The 19,561-nt window shown below is 54.8% G+C and carries 22 protein-coding genes and 1 tRNA gene; 12 read left to right on the forward strand and 11 right to left on the reverse strand.

What is annotated here, in order from left to right; all coding sequences use genetic code 11:
* Positions 1-18 precede the first annotated feature (18 nt).
* Positions 19-555, forward strand: a complete 537-nt coding sequence (locus EPZ47_RS05055; RefSeq protein ID WP_135843803.1) for a DUF4256 domain-containing protein — start codon at positions 19-21, stop codon at positions 553-555.
* Positions 556-652: 97 nt separating this feature from the next.
* Here EPZ47_RS05055 and EPZ47_RS05060 read toward each other — a convergent pair whose 3' ends face one another.
* Positions 653-2,161, reverse strand: coding sequence for a DUF6630 family protein (locus EPZ47_RS05060; RefSeq protein ID WP_135847952.1), 1,509 nt, complete (start codon positions 2,159-2,161; stop codon positions 653-655).
* A gap of 274 nt (positions 2,162-2,435) precedes the next feature.
* Between EPZ47_RS05060 and EPZ47_RS05065 the strand changes: the two genes are divergently transcribed.
* Positions 2,436-3,059: a YopT-type cysteine protease domain-containing protein gene (locus EPZ47_RS05065; protein ID WP_135843804.1), complete on the forward strand. Its 624-nt coding sequence runs from the start codon at positions 2,436-2,438 to the stop codon at positions 3,057-3,059.
* Between the two features lie 22 nt (positions 3,060-3,081).
* Here EPZ47_RS05065 and EPZ47_RS05070 read toward each other — a convergent pair whose 3' ends face one another.
* The 3 genes from EPZ47_RS05070 to EPZ47_RS05080 form a co-directional block, all read right to left on the reverse strand.
* Positions 3,082-3,486, reverse strand: a complete 405-nt coding sequence (locus EPZ47_RS05070; RefSeq protein WP_135843805.1) for a DUF488 domain-containing protein — start codon at positions 3,484-3,486, stop codon at positions 3,082-3,084.
* A 130-nt stretch (positions 3,487-3,616) separates the two neighbouring features.
* Complete coding sequence (locus tag EPZ47_RS05075; RefSeq protein WP_135843806.1) at positions 3,617-4,504, reverse strand: dihydrodipicolinate synthase family protein; 888 nt, start codon at positions 4,502-4,504, stop codon at positions 3,617-3,619.
* A 19-nt stretch (positions 4,505-4,523) separates the two neighbouring features.
* Positions 4,524-5,306, reverse strand: coding sequence for an aldolase (locus EPZ47_RS05080; RefSeq protein WP_135843807.1), 783 nt, complete (start codon positions 5,304-5,306; stop codon positions 4,524-4,526).
* A gap of 150 nt (positions 5,307-5,456) precedes the next feature.
* Here EPZ47_RS05080 and EPZ47_RS05085 point away from each other — a divergent pair, with 150 nt between their 5' ends.
* The 4 genes from EPZ47_RS05085 to EPZ47_RS05100 all read left to right on the forward strand — a co-directional run bounded on the left by EPZ47_RS05085 (position 5,457) and on the right by EPZ47_RS05100 (position 8,187).
* Entirely contained in the window at positions 5,457-6,023 is a 567-nt protein-coding gene (locus tag EPZ47_RS05085; RefSeq protein WP_135843808.1) for a helix-turn-helix domain-containing protein, read from the forward strand.
* 221 nt (positions 6,024-6,244) lie between these two features.
* Entirely contained in the window at positions 6,245-6,730 is a 486-nt protein-coding gene (locus EPZ47_RS05090; RefSeq protein ID WP_135843809.1) for a DUF3592 domain-containing protein, read from the forward strand.
* A gap of 115 nt (positions 6,731-6,845) precedes the next feature.
* A complete protein-coding gene (locus tag EPZ47_RS05095) occupies positions 6,846-7,451 on the forward strand; it encodes a hypothetical protein (protein WP_135843810.1) in 606 nt (201 codons plus the stop codon).
* A gap of 382 nt (positions 7,452-7,833) precedes the next feature.
* Positions 7,834-8,187: a DUF6124 family protein gene (locus tag EPZ47_RS05100; protein WP_135843811.1), complete on the forward strand. Its 354-nt coding sequence runs from the start codon at positions 7,834-7,836 to the stop codon at positions 8,185-8,187.
* A 70-nt stretch (positions 8,188-8,257) separates the two neighbouring features.
* On the opposite strand, the gene EPZ47_RS05105 is transcribed toward EPZ47_RS05100, so the two are convergent.
* Both EPZ47_RS05105 and EPZ47_RS05110 read right to left on the reverse strand, forming a co-directional pair.
* The gene (locus tag EPZ47_RS05105) at positions 8,258-8,488 is read right to left on the reverse strand and encodes a DUF7683 domain-containing protein (protein ID WP_135843812.1); all 231 of its coding nucleotides are present in this window, start codon (positions 8,486-8,488) and stop codon (positions 8,258-8,260) included.
* On the reverse strand, positions 8,485-9,678 hold the full coding sequence (locus tag EPZ47_RS05110; protein ID WP_135843813.1) for a colicin E3/pyocin S6 family cytotoxin: 1,194 nt from the start codon (positions 9,676-9,678) through the stop codon (positions 8,485-8,487). Before EPZ47_RS05110 ends, EPZ47_RS05105 begins: the two co-directional genes overlap by 4 nt.
* A gap of 492 nt (positions 9,679-10,170) precedes the next feature.
* On the opposite strand from EPZ47_RS05110, the gene EPZ47_RS05115 reads away from it, so the two are divergent.
* The 3 genes from EPZ47_RS05115 to EPZ47_RS05125 all read left to right on the forward strand — a co-directional run bounded on the left by EPZ47_RS05115 (position 10,171) and on the right by EPZ47_RS05125 (position 13,037).
* On the forward strand, positions 10,171-10,530 hold the full coding sequence (locus tag EPZ47_RS05115; RefSeq protein ID WP_135843814.1) for a DUF6124 family protein: 360 nt from the start codon (positions 10,171-10,173) through the stop codon (positions 10,528-10,530).
* Positions 10,531-10,771: 241 nt separating this feature from the next.
* Positions 10,772-11,215 (forward strand): hypothetical protein, encoded by a 444-nt coding sequence (locus EPZ47_RS05120; protein WP_135843815.1) that lies wholly within the window; start codon positions 10,772-10,774, stop codon positions 11,213-11,215.
* Positions 11,216-11,453: 238 nt separating this feature from the next.
* Positions 11,454-13,037 carry a DUF6119 family protein gene (locus tag EPZ47_RS05125; protein WP_135843816.1) on the forward strand — a complete coding sequence of 528 codons (1,584 nt, stop codon included), beginning with the start codon at positions 11,454-11,456 and terminating at the stop codon, positions 13,035-13,037.
* A 295-nt stretch (positions 13,038-13,332) separates the two neighbouring features.
* Here the strand turns inward: EPZ47_RS05125 and EPZ47_RS05130 are convergent, their stop codons facing one another.
* From EPZ47_RS05130 to EPZ47_RS05150, 5 genes are all read right to left on the reverse strand, one after another.
* The gene (locus tag EPZ47_RS05130; RefSeq protein WP_135843817.1) at positions 13,333-14,280 is read right to left on the reverse strand and encodes a retron St85 family RNA-directed DNA polymerase; all 948 of its coding nucleotides are present in this window, start codon (positions 14,278-14,280) and stop codon (positions 13,333-13,335) included.
* Positions 14,277-15,224 (reverse strand): retron St85 family effector protein, encoded by a 948-nt coding sequence (locus EPZ47_RS05135; protein ID WP_135843818.1) that lies wholly within the window; start codon positions 15,222-15,224, stop codon positions 14,277-14,279. The genes EPZ47_RS05130 and EPZ47_RS05135 overlap by 4 nt, the downstream gene beginning before the upstream one ends.
* Positions 15,225-15,657: 433 nt before the next feature.
* Positions 15,658-16,062 carry a hypothetical protein gene (locus EPZ47_RS05140; protein WP_135843819.1) on the reverse strand — a complete coding sequence of 135 codons (405 nt, stop codon included), beginning with the start codon at positions 16,060-16,062 and terminating at the stop codon, positions 15,658-15,660.
* Between the two features lie 98 nt (positions 16,063-16,160).
* Positions 16,161-16,490, reverse strand: coding sequence for a hypothetical protein (locus EPZ47_RS05145; protein WP_135843820.1), 330 nt, complete (start codon positions 16,488-16,490; stop codon positions 16,161-16,163).
* 256 nt (positions 16,491-16,746) lie between these two features.
* Positions 16,747-16,831, reverse strand: a tRNA-Leu gene (locus EPZ47_RS05150).
* Positions 16,832-16,939: 108 nt separating this feature from the next.
* Here EPZ47_RS05150 and queA point away from each other — a divergent pair.
* Genes queA through yajC form a run of 3 tightly spaced genes read left to right on the forward strand, consistent with a single transcriptional unit; the run spans position 16,940 to position 19,501 of the window.
* Positions 16,940-17,989 (forward strand): tRNA preQ1(34) S-adenosylmethionine ribosyltransferase-isomerase QueA, encoded by a 1,050-nt coding sequence (gene queA / locus EPZ47_RS05155; protein ID WP_135843821.1) that lies wholly within the window; start codon positions 16,940-16,942, stop codon positions 17,987-17,989.
* A gap of 14 nt (positions 17,990-18,003) precedes the next feature.
* Complete coding sequence (tgt, locus tag EPZ47_RS05160) at positions 18,004-19,119, forward strand: tRNA guanosine(34) transglycosylase Tgt (protein WP_178084295.1); 1,116 nt, start codon at positions 18,004-18,006, stop codon at positions 19,117-19,119.
* 43 nt (positions 19,120-19,162) lie between these two features.
* Complete coding sequence (gene yajC / locus EPZ47_RS05165; protein ID WP_007916913.1) at positions 19,163-19,501, forward strand: preprotein translocase subunit YajC; 339 nt, start codon at positions 19,163-19,165, stop codon at positions 19,499-19,501.
* Positions 19,502-19,561 lie beyond the last annotated feature (60 nt).

Here is a 19,561-nt window from a genome sequence, read left to right on the forward strand (position 1 = left end):
AGCAACGGACCCAAAACCATGAAAAGACAAGACCTTCTCCAAACCCTGGAAACCCGCTTCGACCAGAACCCACATCGCCACCCGGACATCCTCTGGGCCGACGTCCAGGCCAAGCTGGAAAGCAACCCTAACGCCCTGAAGTCGCTCCAGGCAATGGAGGCCACCGGCGGCGAACCCGACGTGATCGGCCACGACGAAGGAACCGGCCTTATCACCTTCTGCGATTGCGCCAAAGAAAGCCCAACCGGTCGCCGAAGCCTCTGCTACGACCGCGCCGCCCTGGACGCACGCAAGGAGAACAAGCCCCAAGGCAGTGCCATCGAAATGGCCGAAGAAATGGGCATCGCCCTGCTGACGGAAGACCAGTACCGAGCCCTGCAGCAGCTCGGCGAGTTTGATGCCAAAACGTCCAGTTGGTTGGCAACACCCCCTGAACTTCGCGCCCTCGGCGGTGCGCTGTTCGGTGACTATCGTTATGAGCGGGTGTTCGTTTACCACAATGGTGTGCAGTCGTATTACGCGGCGCGAGGGTTTCGCGGCGTGCTGTGCATTTAAGCAAACCTGTGGCGAAGGGGCTTGCTCCCTCGCCACAATGGCTCATACTTTCGAAACACCGTAGCGGGGCAGTGTTTCTGAGTGCAGCAAAGCCCCCTCACTCAAAGACCAAAACCTCACATCCCTTGGCCTCAACCATCTGCGCAAACCCCGGCAACCGCGCCACAAACTCCGCCTCAAACGCCAAATACCGATCCTGCGCCGCCAGGTAACGAATCTCCGGCTTGACCCGCGCAATATCCTTGGAAGACAGCTTCACCACCTCATTGCTGCGCTGATTCCAAAACCAGGCCAAGGTCTGCGTGCCGAACGTATTCGTCCGGTAATTCCACACCCACCAGTCCCCATGTCCCCGGGCAACATGCAACTGTCCATGAAATGTGCGCAACGTGATGACCTGCTTGGGCTGCGTAACCAGCAGGCGCGTGTCCTGGCGCAGCTCACTGCCAAAGCCGTCCAACAGCGCCTTCGTCGTAGCGCCAGTCACGAAGTTGAAGCGCCACGCCAGCAGCATCGTCTCCTGATAACCGGAGTGCTCAAGGTTCTGCCGCTCGCCTTCGCTGAACAGCAGGACCTCGTCACCCCCCAGGTACGCGGTCGCCGCCCGCAGTTTATAGGCGTCAGCCGGCATCGGCTTGGCGGCAGTGGCCGGGTGCGCGAGGTCTTGATTCCAGACCCAGCAGCACGGGCCGTTGTGCTGCATGAACAGCAAACGGCGCGGGCCGATGGGCAGGATTGTCAGTTCATCCGAGTATTCGAAAATGACCTCGCTGGAGTCTGCCGTGAGCCGCCAGATCCGGGTCAAATGCTCGGGTTCGTAAATACGCTGACGTTCGAATATCTCTGAATCGACCACCACGCAGGGATCTTCAAACTCCGACCACTCCATCCCGGCGGGTCCGAAACGTTGGATGTCATCACCTTGGCGAATCTCGTATTGGTAGCGGTCATCCGAGCTGTAAGCGCCGCTTTTTACCCGACGCTTCCACAGGCTGCGCTGGGCATTGGCATCGATGAGCTGCAGGTCTGCGCCGTCCACAGCATCGGTGCGGTGTTCGAGCATGTCCTGCTCAGCGGGCGGCCATGGGTTGTAATCGATCAGAAAGCACAGCCACCGGTCTTCGTCCTGCTCGGTGATGGCGGCCCAACCGTTGCGGTAGTTGTATTCATGCACATAAGTGGGCCCGGGATAGTCGTGGACTTCCTGCAACCAGTTCAACTTGCTGCGTTTGGCTTTGGTTTTTTTGCGCTCGACGGCGACAGGCTTCGGCGGCTCGATCAACGTCGGCGTGTAGCCTGGCTCTGGGTTCTGTGCCCGCCAGTGTTGTGCAAACGCCTCGCGCTGATCGGCCGGGAATATCACCGGTCGGTAATCATCGCCACCAGCGTCCAGGTTCCACAGGTCGAAACCGTGACGCGCCAACACAGTCGCCAACGCCTCGAAACAGACCTCGGGCATTTCGTTGGAAAGCTCATCCAACAGCGCCTCGAATTCCGGCCCGGAAAACACACCGATATTGGGATAGTAATGCTGCAGCAGCCCAAGCAACTCGCCGCCGGGTGTTTTCCAATCGATATGAACCAACGGATCAAAACGGGATTGCATCACGCCAGCCTTCCTTGTGATTTCGCCTCTGCGCCATCTTAGCCGCACCCCACAAAAAAGTACGCCACCCACGTCACAAGCCACCCACTTACCTCCGGCAACCCCAACCTGTTTGGACAGAGGACATTGTCGACCCTGTGGCGAGGGAGCTTGCTCCCGCTGGGCTGCGCAGCAGCCCCAAAACCATCCACCCAAATGTCCCAGGAAAATGGCGCCCAGCTTACCCCTCGTCTACCGTTGACAAGAACCATCACCCCCCAAGGAGAAAGCCCCCATGTTCACCTTCCCCCGAGCACACCAGAACAGAAGATGGGAAGGGCAGGGCACTCTATTCGGCGGCGGGATTCCCTGGTTTGGCGGGGATGGCCTGGGTGTGTGCTTCGGCTTCAGTACACTCTGGGTCGAGATCGGTGCGCCCTATGACTGTTTCGCCGCGTTGCAGGCCAGAAAGGAGGAGATCGCCGACGCTCAGCAGGGGCTGACTGCCAATATGATTCTCGGCGTGCGCATGGCACTGGAGGACACTGCCGAGTCGATCATCAGGCGCGCTCCCACCAGAGTAATGAGCTATACCGACGGCGTCGCCAGCCACATCATCCTCGACATTCTCCAGCAGCCCGGGGCCCATCACTTCATTATTTCCTTCTACTACGTCGATGGCCCGCAGGGCGGTGGTGGCCATGCCATCGCCGCGTCCTTTGACGAGGGCCAGACGGGGAGACTCTTCGATCCCAACTACGGTGTCGGCGCCTATCAATCGCGGACCGATCTATGCAACGACCTGCACGCGCTGCTGGCGAGCTACGTCGCTCCCGGCGGACATGTAACCGAGAGCTATCTGTTGGAGTTTGATCACGAGGATGAATTCGGTGAGTTCCAAGGAGCAGCAGCCCACTGACCGGCATCGAATTCAGCCCACTTCAGTGGCCGGGGAATTCAGATCGATAGCAAACCGGCGAACTCCCCTCTGCGCGCTTTTCCACCTCATCCTCCAGCCATTCGGCCAACACCACGGCATTGTTTTCCAGCGTGGATTTGGCCGCATACACCAAGGTGAGATTGCCACCCTGGGCAATGTCCACCAACGGCCACCAACACTGCGGCCGCGCAGCCAACTCCTTGCGATAGGCCACTTTGAACTGCTCGAACGAAACAGCCCCGGCCTTGAACGCCTTGCGCAACTCATGGGACGGCGCAACCTCCGGCAGCCACTGCGCAATGGGGAGTTCGTCCTTGCGACAATTACGCGGCCATAGACGGTCCACCAAAACCCGCACGCCATCCTCAGCGCTCGCTGCTTCATAGGCTCGTTTGCATTGGATCATGGGGGCATGCCTGCGGAAGAGGGGCAGCGTCAGAATAGGCCGACGTCCGCGGCGCGGCCAGGTCCCACATGGCAATTGCGGCCGAACAGGTTGGCGTCCAGGTCCGGTCGCAAGGGGCGCCGTGGGCGGATCAGCGCAGTTGCTTCAACATCGTCTGCAGTTGGCTATTGCGCGCCTCGTCGAGTGGGAAGACCGGCAGGCGCGGGTCGCCGACCTCCAGGCCGAGGGTGCGCAAACCGGCCTTGATGGTGGCGGGCAAGCCTCCCTTGAGGATGAAATCCAGCAGTGGCAATTGACGATAGAACAACGCCCGGGCCTGGTTCAGGTCGTTGGCCAACACGGCTGCGTACAGGTCGAGGTTGAGCTGCGGGATAAGGTTCGGCGCGGCGGTGCACCAGCCCTTGGCTCCAGCCGCGAAAGCTTCCAGCGCCAGTGGGTTGCAGCCGTTGTAGAACGGCACCTGGCCTTCGCCGAGCAGTTGCAGCTTGTGCATGCGCTGAATGTCGCCGGTGCTTTCCTTGACCATGGTGACGTTCTCCACGGCGTTGAAAATCCGCAGGATCAGCTCCACCGACATGTCGATGCCGCTGGTGGCAGGGTTGTTGTAAAGCATGATGGGCAGGTCGATGCTGGCGCCGATGGCCTGGTAGTGCGCAAGGATTTCCGCCTCGCTCAGCTTCCAGTAAGAGGCCGGCAACACCATCACCACATCGGCGCCATGGGTCTGGGCAAAACGCGCGCGGCGTACCGCCTTGGCGGTGGTCAGGTCAGACACGCTGACCACCGTCGGCACGCGGCCGGCGACGCGGGCAATGCTGAACGCGCTGACCTGGTCCCACTCCGCATCGCTCAGGTAGGCGCCTTCGCCGGTGCTGCCCAAGGGCGCGATGGCGTGGACGCCGCTGTCGATCAAGCGGTCGATGGACTGGCCCAGTGCATCCAGGTCCAAGCTTTGGCCGTCGGCGGAAAAGGGCGTGATGGTGTAACCGATGATGCCGTGGATGTTGGGGGTAGACATGGCTTCGCTCCTAATGGGTTCAGTTCAGGCAATCGGCGTGTTGGCGCAGGTTCTGCCGGGCGTAGTAGTTGAAGGCGGCGGCGTGACGCTTGGGGCTGGCGATCCAGTCGTGGGCTTCGCGGCCCAGGTGCGGCAGGATCGGTTTCACCTCGCCGGCGGCCATCGCCAGCAATTGCAGCTTGGCGGCGCGTTCGATCAGTTGGGCGATGTTGCAGGCTTCCTCCACGGTGGCGCCGGTGGACAACTGGCCGTGGTGGGAAAGCAGGATGGCGCGCTTGTCACCCAGGGCGCCGGCGATCAATTCGCCTTCCTCGTTGCCCACCGGCACGCCCGGCCAGCCCTCCAGGAACGCGCAGTCCTCGTAGAGCGGGCAGAGGTCCATGTGGGAAATCTGCAACGGCACTTCCAGCATCGACAGCGCGGCGATGTGGGTAGGGTGGGTGTGGATGATGCAATTCACATCCGGCCGGGCGCGGTAGACCCAGGTGTGAAAGCGGTTGGCCGGGTTGGGGATGCCGTGGCCCTCCAGCACCTCCAGGTCCTCGTTGATCAACAACAGATTGCCGGCGGTGATCTCGTCGAAACCCAGACCCAGTTGCTGGGTGTAGTAAGTGCCGGGCTGCGGCCCGCGCGCGGTAATCTGCCCGGCCAGGCCGGAGTCGTGGCCGTTTTCGAACAGGATGCGGCAGGTCAGGGCCAGCTTTTGTCGTACAGTCCACGTATTATCCGGCAGGGTCTTCTGCATCTGGTTAACGGCATGCTGGACCAGCTGGTCCTTGGGCGTCGCCAGGGTCTTGCTCATATCAGCTCTCCCGATTCGTTCTTTGGTTGATCTTGATCCGCGTCATGGAAGCCCGAGAAAAGGTGTGCTCGTGACACAAAAAATACTATATGACACAAAGTGTCATTTGCAATCGAAGATTGTCCGTTTCTTTGGAAATGATGGTTCCCTATGTCCATTCGTTTGAAATTGCTCAGGAAAAAACTCGGGGTGACACTGGATGTCCTGGCCGAGAAAACCGGGATGACCAAGAGCTACCTGTCCAAGGTGGAGCGGGGCTTGAGCACGCCCTCCATTGCCACGGCGCTCAAGCTCGCCAAGGCGTTGCACGTGAAAGTCGAGGAATTGTTTTCCGAAGAAAACGTCGCCCTCGACAGCTACAGCCTGGTGCGCAGCGAAGACCGTCAATCGCTGGCGGCGAGCAGCGGCAGCTCCGAATACGCGGTCCTCGCCCACCAGGTGTCCGAGCGCAGCCTGCTGCCCTTCATCCTCTATCCGGCGAGCGAATTCACCGCCCACCACGCGTTCAAGGAACACACCGGGGAGGAATTCCTGTTCGTGCACGAGGGCCAGGTGGAAGTGGACTTCATGAACGAGCGCGTGCTGCTGAACCGTGGTGATGCCTTGCACTTCAATGCGCAGAAGCCCCATCGCTTGCGGTCGGTGGGCGAGGTTCAGGCGCAGTTGTTGGTGGTGGTGCACAGTGATGAAGCGGCGGAGAAGGGCGAGGGCGCCTAGCACCACGTTGCTCACTGGGTAAACATCAAACCCCGTGGCGAGGGAGCTTGCTCCCGCTGGGCTGCGCAGCAGCCCTTATTCGAAAGTCCCGACCCAAACAAACTCCGGCTTCTCCCCTCCGGCTAAATTTAGGAGGGAGGGGTTACGGCGCTGGATAAAACTCAAGTTGCTCGGTCGACCGTCGATAGGTTGCGCAGCAATCTCATACGAAGGACCGGAACATGTACTACCCACGCGAAGCCGAAAAAGATCACCTGTATACCCGAATCATCCTGCTTACCGTCGCGTGCTGTGTGCTCCTGTTCCTCGCGTCCCTGGCAAAACATTCAGGGATCATCTACGGAGCGATTCAATGGAGTGCCGTCGAGGTGAAAGGCACCGTGACGCAACTTGAAAGCATTCCAATGAACGAAAACGGCATGATCATTCACTACCGATACACCGACGGTGATCAGCGAGTCCACGAAGACGAATACCCAGACCAACGCTATATCGAACACACCCAGTACGAGGTAGGTGGCGAAGTTCCGCTGCTGTACTCACGTTGGTTTCCCGAAGTCAGCAGCATCGCCACCGAACTGCATACGTATCGCTCCGGCTTCTTCATCATGGCTGGCGGGGTGTTGCTGACGTTGGTGTTCCTGTGGATCTCCTTCATGACGTTCGGTCGCATTTACCGCATGAAGGAAGAAGACCGTTTCTACTAAAAGGCTGGCAGGCTAGGTTCTCAGCTAGCCTACTGCCCACCTCACTTCGTAGGGAACGGGGGCCAACTTCCCCAGTTTCCCTTTCTTTTTTCTCCTTAGGGATTAGGAGCTATTGATGACCGATGTCTCAACACTCAAGCAGTACTCACTAAAAAGCTGGGCCGCGATCGTGGCGATTGTTGGCTTACTGGCTGGGTTTCCCAGCATTTCATCCTGGCTGGCCGAAATGAGGGCCGACTACTACAAAAGCCACTTCATTGGCCGCTGGACCGAGGAGTTCAGCTATCCCAATGCCGAAGGTGTTCAGTTCGAGTTCAAGGGCATGATCGAATACTTCGCCAACAACCATTACAACGTCAGCGGCGTGGTCGCGCTGGTTGGAACAGAGCCTTCGAAACCTTACAGGCTCGAATACAGCGTCAATGGCGCCGGGACCTGGAGCGCAGATAGCGAAAACCTGTCGTTCACGCTGCAGCAGATGAAGACGTTGCCCAAGAATTACACGGTAGACGGCAAAGACATTTCGCCTTTGACGGTGGCGCAGTTCATCCGGCCCAGCATGCCCAACCTCAGTGATATCTACCCCGAAGGTGGATCGGGACAGGCGCGCATCAGAGAGATTGCGAAGAACAAGATTGTCTTGGAGCAAATGGACTTGCAGGGCAGGCCCTTCATCGTGACGACCCATCGTCGGATAGCTGAGCCGTCTAAGGAACCTTGATTCGAGGCCCGGATATCCGGCTGAAATGGATAACGTAAGCCGGGTCTGTCAGGCATCGAGCGACCTCCGCCCCGTAAGCCACAGCGCCTTGCGCCTTTGCCTACAACTACGCCAGAATCCGCCGGCTTGTCCGCCTCGGGTTGCGTCGGTAGTTTGAGTCCTGTCACTGCTCATCAGTGATCGGGTTTAGCAGCTCGTGGTGAAACAGGTTGTGCAAGGCGTCATCCAGTCAGGATTCCCATCCTGCACTTGATGGTGGCTGTGCGCAGGGCGTCCCCGGACGCGCCGGTTTCTTGTTTCCCCGGTCTGCTAACCTGCGTACAGCTGCCTCCCATCGTTTAGCAGCGAGCGGGTGATGGCTCCAACTACAGGAAGCAAGACGATGGCAAAAGATTCGCCGAATCCCCCCGATACGAACGAACACGTCTCCCGGGCTCAGTCTGCCCGCAACAAGAAAATCGATGACGCTGCCACGCGAGCGTTGGATTACTACCTGAAGCCTAAGAGCGAAACGTCTGATAAGTCGGACTCCATTTTTCGGATTGATCCGGGTGTGGATTCTGAGTGTTTGCTTGCGAATCTCAGTGAGAATTTGGCTTCGGCGAATGCCATGATCAGTGGTTTGGCGTTTGATCTGGATGGCTCGCGACGGCGTGTTGCGTTGGGGATTTTGCAGGTGATTGAGGTGAGTGAGCTGTTGGCGAATCGGGCGTTGGATATTGTTGAGGTGAGGTAGCGACTCAGTTACAGCGGTGTAAGAAAAAGGTCTTGTCTAACAAGGCCTTTTTCAAAAATGCCCGCGTTCGTCATTCGAGGCAGACGATTTGAATGATGCGGTTATCACCATGAATGGTTGTGTGAGTCCACTCTTCTATGGTCTTTATCTGCTGTGGTGACAGGTCGTAGACAAAGCAAAAATCTTCAGGCTTTGTCCAACCCATAAGTGCAGCCAATGAGTCCATGTATATGCTTGGGACTTCCACGGTCTGTATTAGCTCTTCGGTAGTCTGGTCAAAAATTTCAACGACGGGCTTCATTTTTCTACTTTCCTTGTCAGATCGGCGGGTTTGGTTTGTTCCCCAGTTATTGGATCGAACTCACCAAGGTGTTGACCTTGTTTTGTGTATAGCTCTACAGCGCCATGCTGTGAGTCCCATTCATAAATCTTGCCTTTACGATCCTTCCATCTTCGCCGTTTAACACCGCCGCCACGTACAAACGTTTTGGATGGAGCAATCTTGGCTTCTGGAAACGCTGGAAGCAGCGACGGGGGCTTGTAGTACTTATGATCCCCAGGAACACTCAAGACCACATAAACCGGCCGAACCCCCGAATCCGCCGGAAACACCAGAATGAAATCCCTGTACTCCGGCGGATAGATCGGGTTGACGATGATGCTGTCGGCCATCGGTGTCGGGGGGTAGATCCAGATGTGCGGGGCCTGTGGCGCGGCTTCCAGCGCGGGGATACCGAGGGTGTCAGACGGATTGGTAGCTGGCGTCCAGATCAGTTCGATGCCATCCCCCAGGTCGGCGATGAACTGGTCGGCTCGTGGGGTGAACTGGACAACGTCGACCATTTCCCAATCACGATTCTGGCCGGTGTAGAAGCCGTAGCCCTTGAGGCTGCCGTCGGCCTGTTGCTCGATGCTCAGGCGCATGCGGCTGCGGGCCTGTTTGAGTTTGCGTAATTGGTCTTCGCTATAGAGCGCGCTGTCACCCAGGCTGCTGGGCCAGAGCAAGGCGACGACGCCTGTCAGCAGGGCCGCGCCGACGGTGCCGCCGGCAGTTGCAGCCGTGGAAGTTGCCGAACCGCCCAGCGCGAGCCTGCCCAAGGTAGCGGGAACCGTACCAGCGCCGATCCGCTTGAGGGGGATTGTGCCGGATGAGTCGACGCTCCTGCCGCCGAGCCACATGAGATCGCCGTACTGCTTGACCAGATCTGCCGGGACGTAGCCGTTGGGGTTGCTGTAATTGATGAGGCCGTTGGGCAGCTTGCAGCTTTTGGCAAACACGCTTCTAGTCACGATGGGTAAAGGCTTTTTATCCACCTTGGCCCAGCGTTCTTGCTCATAGACCGCCTGCCGGGCAAGCATGGCTTCATAAGCCTGCTGTCGGGCTTCGCGTTCGGCCAGCTCGGTGGCCGTCATGTCCCGATAGGTGACGTGATGTCCGTCGCCGCCGGGCGGGTTTCGAACCTGGGGGATGTCCTTTTTGCGTGTCGCCACGTAGTGAGTCTCGTCCGGTAAAGGCAGGACAGACGCTAACGCGGGAAGAGAGGGGCGCGATGTAGGAGGTTTCTTGAAGTGGTTGTTCTGGTTTCCTCAAAACAGGTAAGGCTGGCTATTGAGGGGCGGAACAATCTGAAGCGTCAGCCGGGGCTGTCAGTCGTTGGGCAACCGCAACTCGCCAGCCGACGTCGCCTTGCGCCTTTGCCTACAACTACGCCAGAATCCGCCGGCTTGTTCGCCTTGGGTTGCGTCGGTAGTTTGGGACCTGTCACTGCTCATCAGTGATCGGGTTTAGTCGCCCGTCGTTGCTAAGTCGCTCAAGCGTCCATCAGTCAGGAATCCCCATCCCTGCACTCGATGGTGGCTGTGCGCAGGGCGCCTCCGGGCGCGCCGATATCTTAGCTCGTCGGTCGACTAACCTGCGTACAGCTGCCTCCCAATCGTTTAGTCGCGAGTGGGAAGTAGCCTCAACCAAAGAGAGCTAAGGCTATGGTCAAAATTACACCGAATCCTCCAGTTACGGATGAACCCGCATCTCGGGCCCAATCTGCCCGCAACAAAAAGCTCGACGAAGCGGCCACTCGTGCCCTGGATTACTACCTAAAACCCAAGCCTAAGGACGAAACGTCTGATAAGTCCGACTCCATTTTACGGATTGATCCGGGGGTGGATTCTGAGTGTTTGCTTGCGAACCTCAGTGAGAATTTAGCTTCGGCGAATGCCATGATCAGTGATTTGGTGTTTGATCTGGATGGATCGCGGCGACGTGTTGCGTTGGGGATTTTGCAGGTGATTGAGGTGAGTGAGTTGTTGGCGAATCGGGCGTTGGATATTGTTGAGGTGAGGTAGGGCGGCAGCGCTACGTGCTGCCGGGATTGGAAAAAGGTCTTGCCCAGCAAGGCCTTTTTTGTGCCCGAGGGAGGCTAAATCCTCCAGCAAACCCGAGTCCCCTAAGCTCCGCATTCTTCATGCATGCGAGCTTTTCTTCTGCTAGCTGCTGAGGTGTGACAAATTTTCGCAGGGCGGCAGTGGCGTTTTGCTGCTATACCTGAGTCGGACATATTCGGCGCGATGCAAACTGGAGTTCAGGATGAAGATTCTTGCAGGGTTGGTCGCGGGATTGATATTAGCCATTCTTGTTTCGACAGTTGTAGCCATTGCCGGGGCGGCATCTCCGAGAGCCGCCGGAGGGACTGGCGCGATTGTTTTCTTCGTGACATGGATTATTGCACTAGCAATAGCTGTCTTGGCCCCCACTGCTGGCAAGGCATGGCGTCGACTTTTGGTCACCTCGGGCATCGCTGCATTCATGCTCCCCTTGGCTGGTATTGTTTTTACCGGGAGCCATATCGTCACAAATATCAGTGGTGCTCATTCAGGTGCTGAAACCGCAGGAGCCGCGATTGGTGGCACTTTGGTAAGTGGCTTTTTAGGATTCATTGGCTTTTTCCTGGGTGTGATCTTTCTCATCGTCGGTTTGCTGATTGGTCGAGATAAACAAGTGATTTACATTCAGCCGCCACCTAACTCCTGAAGGGTGAAAATAGTGCTGGTTTTGAGTTGCCCATAAATAGCGACTAATAGAGGGTTTCGCCGCGAAAGCGGGGCATATTCCTTCGTATGTTTCAAATTGCCTGATTTATGCTTGATATGTAAAAATAATTTGGCTGTCCATCCTCCTTAGCTACCAGGGTTTTCGAAGGGGGCAAAAAGTTCTAGCTGACGGCTAACCTCAGAACTCCATAACTCTAGTACGTGCAAAAGGAGTTGTTATGGCTAATACTTATAATATCTACAAAGTCAAATCGGCAAAGCTTGACCAGCTAAAAGAGAAGTTGAAGTTAGTTGGATTGGTGGAGCAAAAAACTCTAGAAAAGGACGGGTACTTGAAAGTTTTCTACTTTTCTGAAAAGGTAGAAGGTAACGAAGTTTGGTGGTGGAAGACATACCGTGACTTCTTCAATGAGGGCATTGAGGAACCAAAGAATGTTTTTAACTTTGCTGTATTGTTATGTCAAAACACTGCAGAGCCCGAAAAAATATTCGCTGTTAGTTTGGGTAAGTCGCATTTTTATCTTTCTAAATTCATTCAGCTAGATTTTGGTATTGACCTTGCTCTACATATGGCCGATGAGAGTACAATACTTCTCAAAAAAAGCCGGTATTTTACTGGCACTAAAAGGCAAGACGTTTCCTCTTATCAGCAGTTTCAGGTGAATAACTATGAAGCTGGTGAATCCGTAGATCACATAAAACTAAAAGCAGCAAACAAAACTGTCTGGGGGAATCGTAACATTATTTTTGCTGACTCTATCCAGATGGATGTGGATAAGCAGCCCATGCATCTTCCTGAAATATTCAAAATTATTGAGGCCAGCTTCAAGGATGATCAGATAATCCATCTACCCAAACTTGAATCCGCCAATGCAGATATTGCAGGTGACCTGGATGCTCAAGCTCTCACTCATTTGAGAGATGGCGAGGGGGGCGTGGGAGTTGACCAGTTTCATGTTAGCGGAGTATCGATATGTTTCAGCTTTCATGATTATGACTACGACATCAAAGCTAAGAGCCGCGAAGGAAAACCCCTGAGTAAGCAGCTAGGCAATAGCATAGATATCGAAGCGGTTTCGGAGTTTCTTGCTGATAATCCAGATATCGATGATATAAACAATGTGACGGTGCAGTTTAAAAATGAGGATGCTGGGCGTTTTACGAAAAGTCTTAAAGAGCTGCTGGATATGCCTATTGTTTGGGGCGAACAGCAATATTTTTTAAAAAATGGCGAGTGGTTCTTTTTTAATCAGGTTTTTATGGACTACCTGAAACGATCTCTCAATGCTATTGAGGTTGTTCTCGAAGAACAACTGATTGAAGAAGAGTTTGTTGCTTGGCAAGCACGCAAACGGGCCAATCGAAAAGCCGGAGATGACAAGGTTGATTATCGCGAAGCCTATTTTAATCAAAAAATATGTAACGAGCGCGGATACAAGCTTTTAGACCGAGAGCTCACCGCTATTCGCGCATTAGACAAAAAAAGGAGGGATTATAAAGTTGAAGTGGCTGACCTTTACTACAAGGGTGAGATAGTGTCCGTAAAAATCTCAAAGAAAAAGCCTGAGCTAATTTACAATATTGAGCAGTCGAAAGACTCCATAACCCTTATTAAAAACGGCGCGATAAAATTTCGTAAAAGGCTTACTTCGGCAGCGCTTTGGTTTGTCTTCGAGGAGAATGTTAAAACCATCACGGATGTAAACTCCATTCAGTTTCTATTAGCTGTCGAAGCCTGGAGGAAGCTAGTGGTCGGATACGCGCTCAAGCCGAAAATTTACATATCGCGCCACATAAAATAAAGATCGAAAGGGGTGGATTTGTTTAGGCAGAGAAGCTGTCCCCATTATTGAATGCAGGCGCTCAGCCAAGATGCGGCTACCGATCAATAGCTGCTTGTCACGGGCCGTTTTTAGCTTCTAGTCGAGCAGGCAGAATTTTTTGCAAATTAAACTAAAGACATACCTATAGCAGTTTTATAAAGCTGATTGTTCTTCATGTTTTATCCTCGTTAGGGAGATTTAATGTGAAAAAACGGGTGGTTTTTTTTGTTGAAATTAAGTCCACTCCGTTCGTTCTCACATACAAGCGATTCGCTTATTTTTTTCCTCTTTGTCTGAGCAAATCCGAGATTAGCCGGCCTGTATATTTGCCTCTCATTTTTGCAACAAATAGTGGCTCAATGTCTTGGGCGAAACCCATCAATCCTTGAAGGTGGAGAATTGATTTTTCATCTAGTTCATGATGGGCGTAACGATGAATCATCGCGCTAATCAATCTTTTTCTATCGCGCCCCAAAGAGACCTCGTTATCATTGGATATGATTAGTCCAGTGATACGGCGCTGTTTTTTCTTTGAAGCGTAGACTGTTTTTTCAGAGTTGATATGAAGGCGTGGATAAGGAATGCTTTCAAGCGTTTCCAAGATAAATTTCTCAATCTCAGATGTCGCGCCTTTATCGTTTGTGGAGAATGTAAGATCATCCGCATAACGAGAGTACACTATGTTGCGCTCTAGGCTCCAGGATTCCACTGCAAGATCAAAATAATACATTATCGAATTAGACAGGATTGGAGAACTAGGCGCTCCAATGCTGAGGGCAAGTCGAGCTGTTGCTCGATCTCTAATACAGCTCACTCTTGCAATATCCTTTATGCTTTGCACTGATAGCTTTCCGCAAAGCACGTAGGAAAGGTGATTCACTAGGTCTGATTCGGTTATAGATCCAAAAAAATTGGAAAAGTCGAATTTGGCTATATAACTGTTTTGCTTGTGCCGTTCTGCATTTGCTTTGATGCTTGAGCCTTGCCTGTAGGCTGCAGCGCATTCGTGCACAGGTAACTGAGAGAACCAACTATTAACAAGTAAATTTTGTATTACTTTAGTCTCTTTTGCCGGCTGTGCGATAGGCCTCATTCCACCAGATTTTTTTGGTATGAAGTATCTTTTGTAAGCATAAGGCGCCCTTACAATCAGTCGGGCCACATCATGTTCAGACAAAGACAACATCTCTGACATATGTTTGCGAAAGTCATATAGGCTCATTTTGGGCCCCCCAGTTTCGCACGGTCAATTGCTCTGGTGCGGTTGCGCTCCGTTCCTGTGATCCTGTAATAATCTACGCACTCAACACGCGAGCGTAGCGGGTCAACAGCGATGCCTGATTTCAGGATGAGGCGGAGGGTATGAAAAGTATCGTCATCACAGGCGTAAAATGTTGAATCGCTGTATTCGATTTTTCTAATAAGTCTAAATTCCTGAAGAAGAAAGAGTTTTCGCCTCAAATCGTCCCTATGTACCTCTCGGCCTAAGGCTTTGATTGAGTCAATCAACTCTTTCTCTTTTAATGCGACGAATAGCTTGAGTAGCTCGTAAATTAATACAATAAGATGAATGTTGTTGTTTACGTTAAATGATTGGGTTTTTTGAAGTTCCATTATTTCGCTGGAGATATCTTCAAGGACGTCGGTTACAACGTCTTCAGGTATGTCGCTTGGAAATTTTGGACTCCAAGGGTATACCTTCACCCCGCTACCATGCTTTTCTTTAATGTGGCGTAAAATGCCTAAGTTAATGAAGGAGCTAGCGCCTGCATACTCTTCGGGAACAAAGACAATTAGTTTTTTATTGAAGTCTGGCAGTTGCGAAAATGCACCCAGCTCTGCAATCGCACCTTCACTTTCAACGGCGATTGCTACCAATGAGCAAACACTTCCAAGATCCGCCTCGAAGTCCATCAAGTTTCTGAAGACGCCATCTTCGTGCCAAGACTTGATTTCCTCTGGGCGAAATATATGGGGGGACGTAGCCATCTGAAGTGCTTTGCGCTTCACTGCGTCACGGAGGGACCTGATCGGTGGGTCGTCGGCGTCCGCATGTTCCTTTTCTGGAACGAATCCCCCGCAAAGTAAAACGATAGGATTTTTTGAGAAATGAACCTTGCTTTGTTCAAGATCAACGTCAGCAAGAATTCTTTGTCGCGGGTCCATGCGATGGGGGCTCTTTACCAAGAATCAGCCGCAGACAAGATCTGTGGACCGGAGTGAGCGAAGCGAGCGTAGGGCCGCAGATCTTGTCTGCGGAATAAAACAACGCAATGCAATTGAGTCTGGCGAACCGCCTGACTAAGCCATTGACGGAAACCGTCTAGCTATAAACGCGTAAAGAGATGGCGAATCTAGATCAGAGTGCCATCACTGTCAACGTTTCGCTTAACTTGGAGGGGAATTTAAGGCGGCATGCTTGGGAAAACGCTTGCGGAGTAGCAGTTGGCGAATCAGAGGAAGCGGTTTTGACTACCAGCGGCAAGCTTCGGACTGCTTGTGAAGGTTTTCGTAATTGCCGGCCACCGCAATGTCATACGTTTCTTTCATGGCATCTTTAGCTCGCATTTTAGCCATGACTGACGCTTGCGACCTCACTTCAGCTTTTGAAATCCGACAAAACAAACGAAGTACAGTTTGTAAGATAAACCTCAACCTTCTCCAGCGACGGCATCACCTCGCTACACGACTCGGTGCGCTCCCCGTCAGCCTCCCGAATCAAGCTAACGGTATACCCGCCCTCAACCCGCCGTAGGAGGCCAACATATTTAACCGCACGACCCTCTTCGTCACTAAACGACGTAGCGACGAGATCCTTCTCCGGCAAGGCCTGCTCCGTTCGCGCCATCAGCGCCTTACGCTTCGCAGCGTAATCCTTCGCGGCGATCGCGCCGACAATCGCGGCGGCGATCCAGAAGAGCATTTCCAGATTGCTCACCATCCGCCGTTTCGCTTCATGGGTTTCGGTCAGCCAACTGCCTATCGCTGTGATGATGTCGTCCATGGATTGCCTTCGTAGGAGCGTGTCTTGCCTGTTAAGTCTGCAACGCGGAGCGTCGCGGGATGCGTTACCACGCGGAGCGTGGGAACGAGCGCTGCGGGTTATAGAATATCTTTCACATAACCGTTAAGCGCGATGAGCGGAGCGTAAAGATCATCCATTTTCTGCACTGCGTTGAAATCCGCAGCCAAACGATGCAGCTCTCGGCCCAGCACTGTATCCACCCCACCAATCGCCCCCAACGCTAAATCCAGGCATCTACCGATTTCGCCCTGAATCCCAGCCATATCGCCCCGCCGTATCAACAGCTCAAAAACCTCACGGTCGCAACTGCCCATCAATGGATCATCCCGCAGAATCGGGCTGTGACCTTCCGTCTCATAAGCCAGCTTGAGCGAGTAGAGAGCAACCGTTTCCAGCAGCAATTCCATGGGGTGAAATCCTTAGTGACTGGGTGAGGAGGGTATGGTGAAGCTGGGTTGGTGGTTCATGGCTTGGGAGGCGGATTGGGACCACCCTCGGGTGTGTGGAGGCCATCGGTAAATGGGGGCCGCTTCGCGCCCCAGCGGGGATAAATCCCCTCGCCACAAATGGATCACCCTCAGATGAGATCTGCTTTGCTCGCGGCCAACCCACTTTCCTACAGACGAAAAAAAAGACCTTGAATTTCAAGGTCTTTCTTTAAGATGGTGCCCCGAGGGAGACTCGAACTCCCACTCCTTTCGAAAACGGATTTTGAATCCGCCGCGTCTACCAATTCCGCCATCAGGGCTCAATGGCGGCGAAGTATAGAGAGGTGACTACCGTTGGTCAATCACGTTTCATGGTGAATTTTTGATATTTCCGATAGACTTTCCGGCCCTGCTAGACGAACCCCATCATGCGTGTTGCTGACTTTACCTTCGAACTCCCTGATTCGCTGATCGCTCGCCACCCTCTGGCCGAGCGTCGCGCCAGTCGACTGTTGACCCTGGATGGGGTCAGCGGTGCCATGGCTCACCGTCAATTCACTGATTTGCTTGAGCATTTGCGCCCGGGCGATTTGATGGTGTTCAACAATACCCGGGTGATTCCGGCGCGGTTGTTTGGCCAGAAAGCCTCCGGCGGCAAGCTGGAGATTCTGGTGGAGCGGGTGCTGGACAGTCATCGGGTGCTGGCCCATGTACGGTCGAGCAAGTCGCCCAAGCCCGGTTCGTCGATTTTGATCGACGGCGGTGGCGAGGCGGTGATGGTGGCGCGGCATGACGCGTTGTTCGAGCTGGCATTTGCCGAAGAGGTGTTGCCGCTGCTCGACCGTGTCGGGCACATGCCGTTGCCTCCTTATATAGACCGCCCGGACGAAGGTTCGGACCGCGAGCGTTATCAGACCGTGTACGCCGAGCGCTTGGGGGCGGTGGCGGCGCCGACGGCGGGGCTGCATTTTGATCAGCCGTTGCTGGAGGCGATTGCCGCCAAGGGCGTGGAGACCGCGTTCGTGACGCTGCACGTCGGCGCCGGCACGTTCCAGCCGGTGCGGGTCGAGCGGATCGAAGACCACCACATGCACAATGAATGGCTGGAAGTCAGCCAGGACGTGGTCGATGCCGTGGCGGCCTGTCGCGCCCGCGGTGGTCGGGTGGTGGCGGTGGGGACCACCAGCGTGCGGTCCCTGGAAAGCGCTGCCCGCGATGGCGTGCTCAAGCCGTTCAGTGGCGACACCGATATCTTTATCTACCCGGGGCGGCCGTTTCATGTGGTCGATGCCCTGGTCACCAATTTTCATTTGCCTGAATCCACGCTGTTGATGCTGGTTTCGGCGTTCGCCGGTTATCCCGAAGCCATGGCCGCCTACAAGGCCGCCGTCGAGCATGGATACCGCTTTTTCAGCTACGGTGATGCGATGTTCATCACCCGTAACCCCGCGCCACGCGGACCCGAGGAAACAGTATGAGTCGCACCTGTCGCATGTCCTTCGAGTTGCTCGCCACCGATGGCAAGGCTCGTCGCGGTCGTCTGACCTTCCCCCGCGGTACCGTGGAAACCCCCGCGTTCATGCCGGTGGGCACCTACGGCACGGTCAAGGGCATGCTGCCACGGGACATCGTCGCCACGGGCGCGGAGATCATCCTCGGCAACACGTTCCACCTGTGGCTGCGCCCGGGCATGGAAGTGATCAAGGCCCACGGTGACTTGCACGATTTCATGCAGTGGAAAGGGCCGATTCTGACCGACTCCGGTGGTTTCCAGGTGTTCAGCCTGGGCGCCATGCGCAAGATCAAGGAGGAGGGCGTGACCTTCGCCTCGCCGGTGGACGGTTCCAAGGTGTTCATGGGGCCGGAAGAGTCGATGCAGGTCCAACGCGACCTGGGCTCGGACATCGTGATGATCTTCGACGAATGCACGCCGTACCCGGCCGATGAAGACGTGGCGCGGGTGTCCATGGAGCTGTCGTTGCGCTGGGCCCAGCGCTCGAAGAATGCCCATGCCGATAACACCGCGGCACTGTTCGGGATTGTGCAGGGCGGGATGCACCAGGATTTGCGCATGCGCTCGCTGGAAGGTCTCGACAAGATCGGCTTCGACGGCCTGGCCATTGGCGGTCTGTCGGTGGGCGAGCCCAAGCACGAAATGATCAAGGTGCTCGATTACCTGCCGGGCCAGATGCCTGCTGACAAACCTCGTTACCTTATGGGCGTTGGCAAACCGGAAGATCTGGTTGAGGGTGTGCGCCGCGGGGTGGACATGTTCGATTGCGTGATGCCAACCCGTAATGCCCGCAATGGGCATCTGTTCATCGACACGGGCGTGCTGAAGATCCGTAACGCGTTCCATCGCCATGATGATTCGCCGCTGGATCCGACCTGCGACTGCTACACGTGCCAGAACTTCTCCCGCGCTTATCTGCATCATTTGGACAAGTGCGGCGAAATGCTGGGTAGCATGTTGAATACCATCCACAATTTGCGCCATTACCAGGTGCTTATGGCTGGTTTGCGCGAGGCTATTCAACAAGGTACATTGGCCGCCTTCGTCGAGGCCTTCTATGCCAAGCGCGGGTTGCCTGTACCGCCCTTGGACTGAGTTTTCCGATCCTAAGATTCAATACTTGCAACTGGAGTGCTAAATGAGCTTTTTTATCTCTAATGCCATGGCTGACGCGGCTGCACCTGCTGCTGCCGGCCCTATGGGTGGCGGTTTCGAGTGGATTTTCCTGGTCGGCTTCCTGGTGATTTTCTACCTGATGATCTGGCGTCCACAGGCCAAGCGCGCCAAAGAGCAGAAAAACCTGCTCAGCAGCCTGCAAAAGGGCGATGAAGTGGTCACCACCGGCGGCATCGCTGGCAAGATCACCAAAGTGGCTGATGACTTCGTGGTACTGGAAGTGTCCGACACTGTTGAAATGAAGTTCCAGAAGGGCGCAATCGCGGCCACGCTGCCAAAAGGCACGCTGAAAGCGATCTAAGTAACAACTTCTATTCAATCGACGGGGCGCGCAAGGCGCCCCGCGTCATAAGCGGGCGGC

Origin of the sequence: Pseudomonas viciae, assembly GCF_004786035.1 — a bacterium.
Classification (GTDB): domain Bacteria; phylum Pseudomonadota; class Gammaproteobacteria; order Pseudomonadales; family Pseudomonadaceae; genus Aquipseudomonas; species Aquipseudomonas viciae.

Excerpts from the sequence above, each read along its gene's own strand:
- EPZ47_RS05135 (WP_135843818.1), bottom strand. The coding sequence starts at position 15,224 with ATGGACCCGCGACAAAGAATTCTTGCTGACGTTGATCTTGAACAAAGC.
- EPZ47_RS05140 (WP_135843819.1), bottom strand. The coding sequence starts at position 16,062 with ATGGACGACATCATCACAGCGATAGGCAGTTGGCTGACCGAAACCCAT.
- EPZ47_RS05065 (WP_135843804.1), top strand. The coding sequence starts at position 2,436 with ATGTTCACCTTCCCCCGAGCACACCAGAACAGAAGATGGGAAGGGCAG.
- EPZ47_RS05105 (WP_135843812.1), bottom strand. The coding sequence starts at position 8,488 with ATGAAGCCCGTCGTTGAAATTTTTGACCAGACTACCGAAGAGCTAATA.
- queA (WP_135843821.1), top strand. The coding sequence starts at position 16,940 with ATGCGTGTTGCTGACTTTACCTTCGAACTCCCTGATTCGCTGATCGCT.
- EPZ47_RS05130 (WP_135843817.1), bottom strand. The coding sequence starts at position 14,280 with ATGAGCCTATATGACTTTCGCAAACATATGTCAGAGATGTTGTCTTTG.
- EPZ47_RS05090 (WP_135843809.1), top strand. The coding sequence starts at position 6,245 with ATGTACTACCCACGCGAAGCCGAAAAAGATCACCTGTATACCCGAATC.
- EPZ47_RS05070 (WP_135843805.1), bottom strand. The coding sequence starts at position 3,486 with ATGATCCAATGCAAACGAGCCTATGAAGCAGCGAGCGCTGAGGATGGC.
- tgt (WP_178084295.1), top strand. The coding sequence starts at position 18,004 with ATGTCCTTCGAGTTGCTCGCCACCGATGGCAAGGCTCGTCGCGGTCGT.
- EPZ47_RS05075 (WP_135843806.1), bottom strand. The coding sequence starts at position 4,504 with ATGTCTACCCCCAACATCCACGGCATCATCGGTTACACCATCACGCCC.
- EPZ47_RS05115 (WP_135843814.1), top strand. The coding sequence starts at position 10,171 with ATGGTCAAAATTACACCGAATCCTCCAGTTACGGATGAACCCGCATCT.
- EPZ47_RS05100 (WP_135843811.1), top strand. The coding sequence starts at position 7,834 with ATGGCAAAAGATTCGCCGAATCCCCCCGATACGAACGAACACGTCTCC.
- yajC (WP_007916913.1), top strand. The coding sequence starts at position 19,163 with ATGAGCTTTTTTATCTCTAATGCCATGGCTGACGCGGCTGCACCTGCT.
- EPZ47_RS05055 (WP_135843803.1), top strand. The coding sequence starts at position 19 with ATGAAAAGACAAGACCTTCTCCAAACCCTGGAAACCCGCTTCGACCAG.
- EPZ47_RS05080 (WP_135843807.1), bottom strand. The coding sequence starts at position 5,306 with ATGAGCAAGACCCTGGCGACGCCCAAGGACCAGCTGGTCCAGCATGCC.
- EPZ47_RS05145 (WP_135843820.1), bottom strand. The coding sequence starts at position 16,490 with ATGGAATTGCTGCTGGAAACGGTTGCTCTCTACTCGCTCAAGCTGGCT.
- EPZ47_RS05085 (WP_135843808.1), top strand. The coding sequence starts at position 5,457 with ATGTCCATTCGTTTGAAATTGCTCAGGAAAAAACTCGGGGTGACACTG.
- EPZ47_RS05120 (WP_135843815.1), top strand. The coding sequence starts at position 10,772 with ATGAAGATTCTTGCAGGGTTGGTCGCGGGATTGATATTAGCCATTCTT.
- EPZ47_RS05060 (WP_135847952.1), bottom strand. The coding sequence starts at position 2,161 with ATGCAATCCCGTTTTGATCCGTTGGTTCATATCGATTGGAAAACACCC.
- EPZ47_RS05125 (WP_135843816.1), top strand. The coding sequence starts at position 11,454 with ATGGCTAATACTTATAATATCTACAAAGTCAAATCGGCAAAGCTTGAC.
- EPZ47_RS05095 (WP_135843810.1), top strand. The coding sequence starts at position 6,846 with ATGACCGATGTCTCAACACTCAAGCAGTACTCACTAAAAAGCTGGGCC.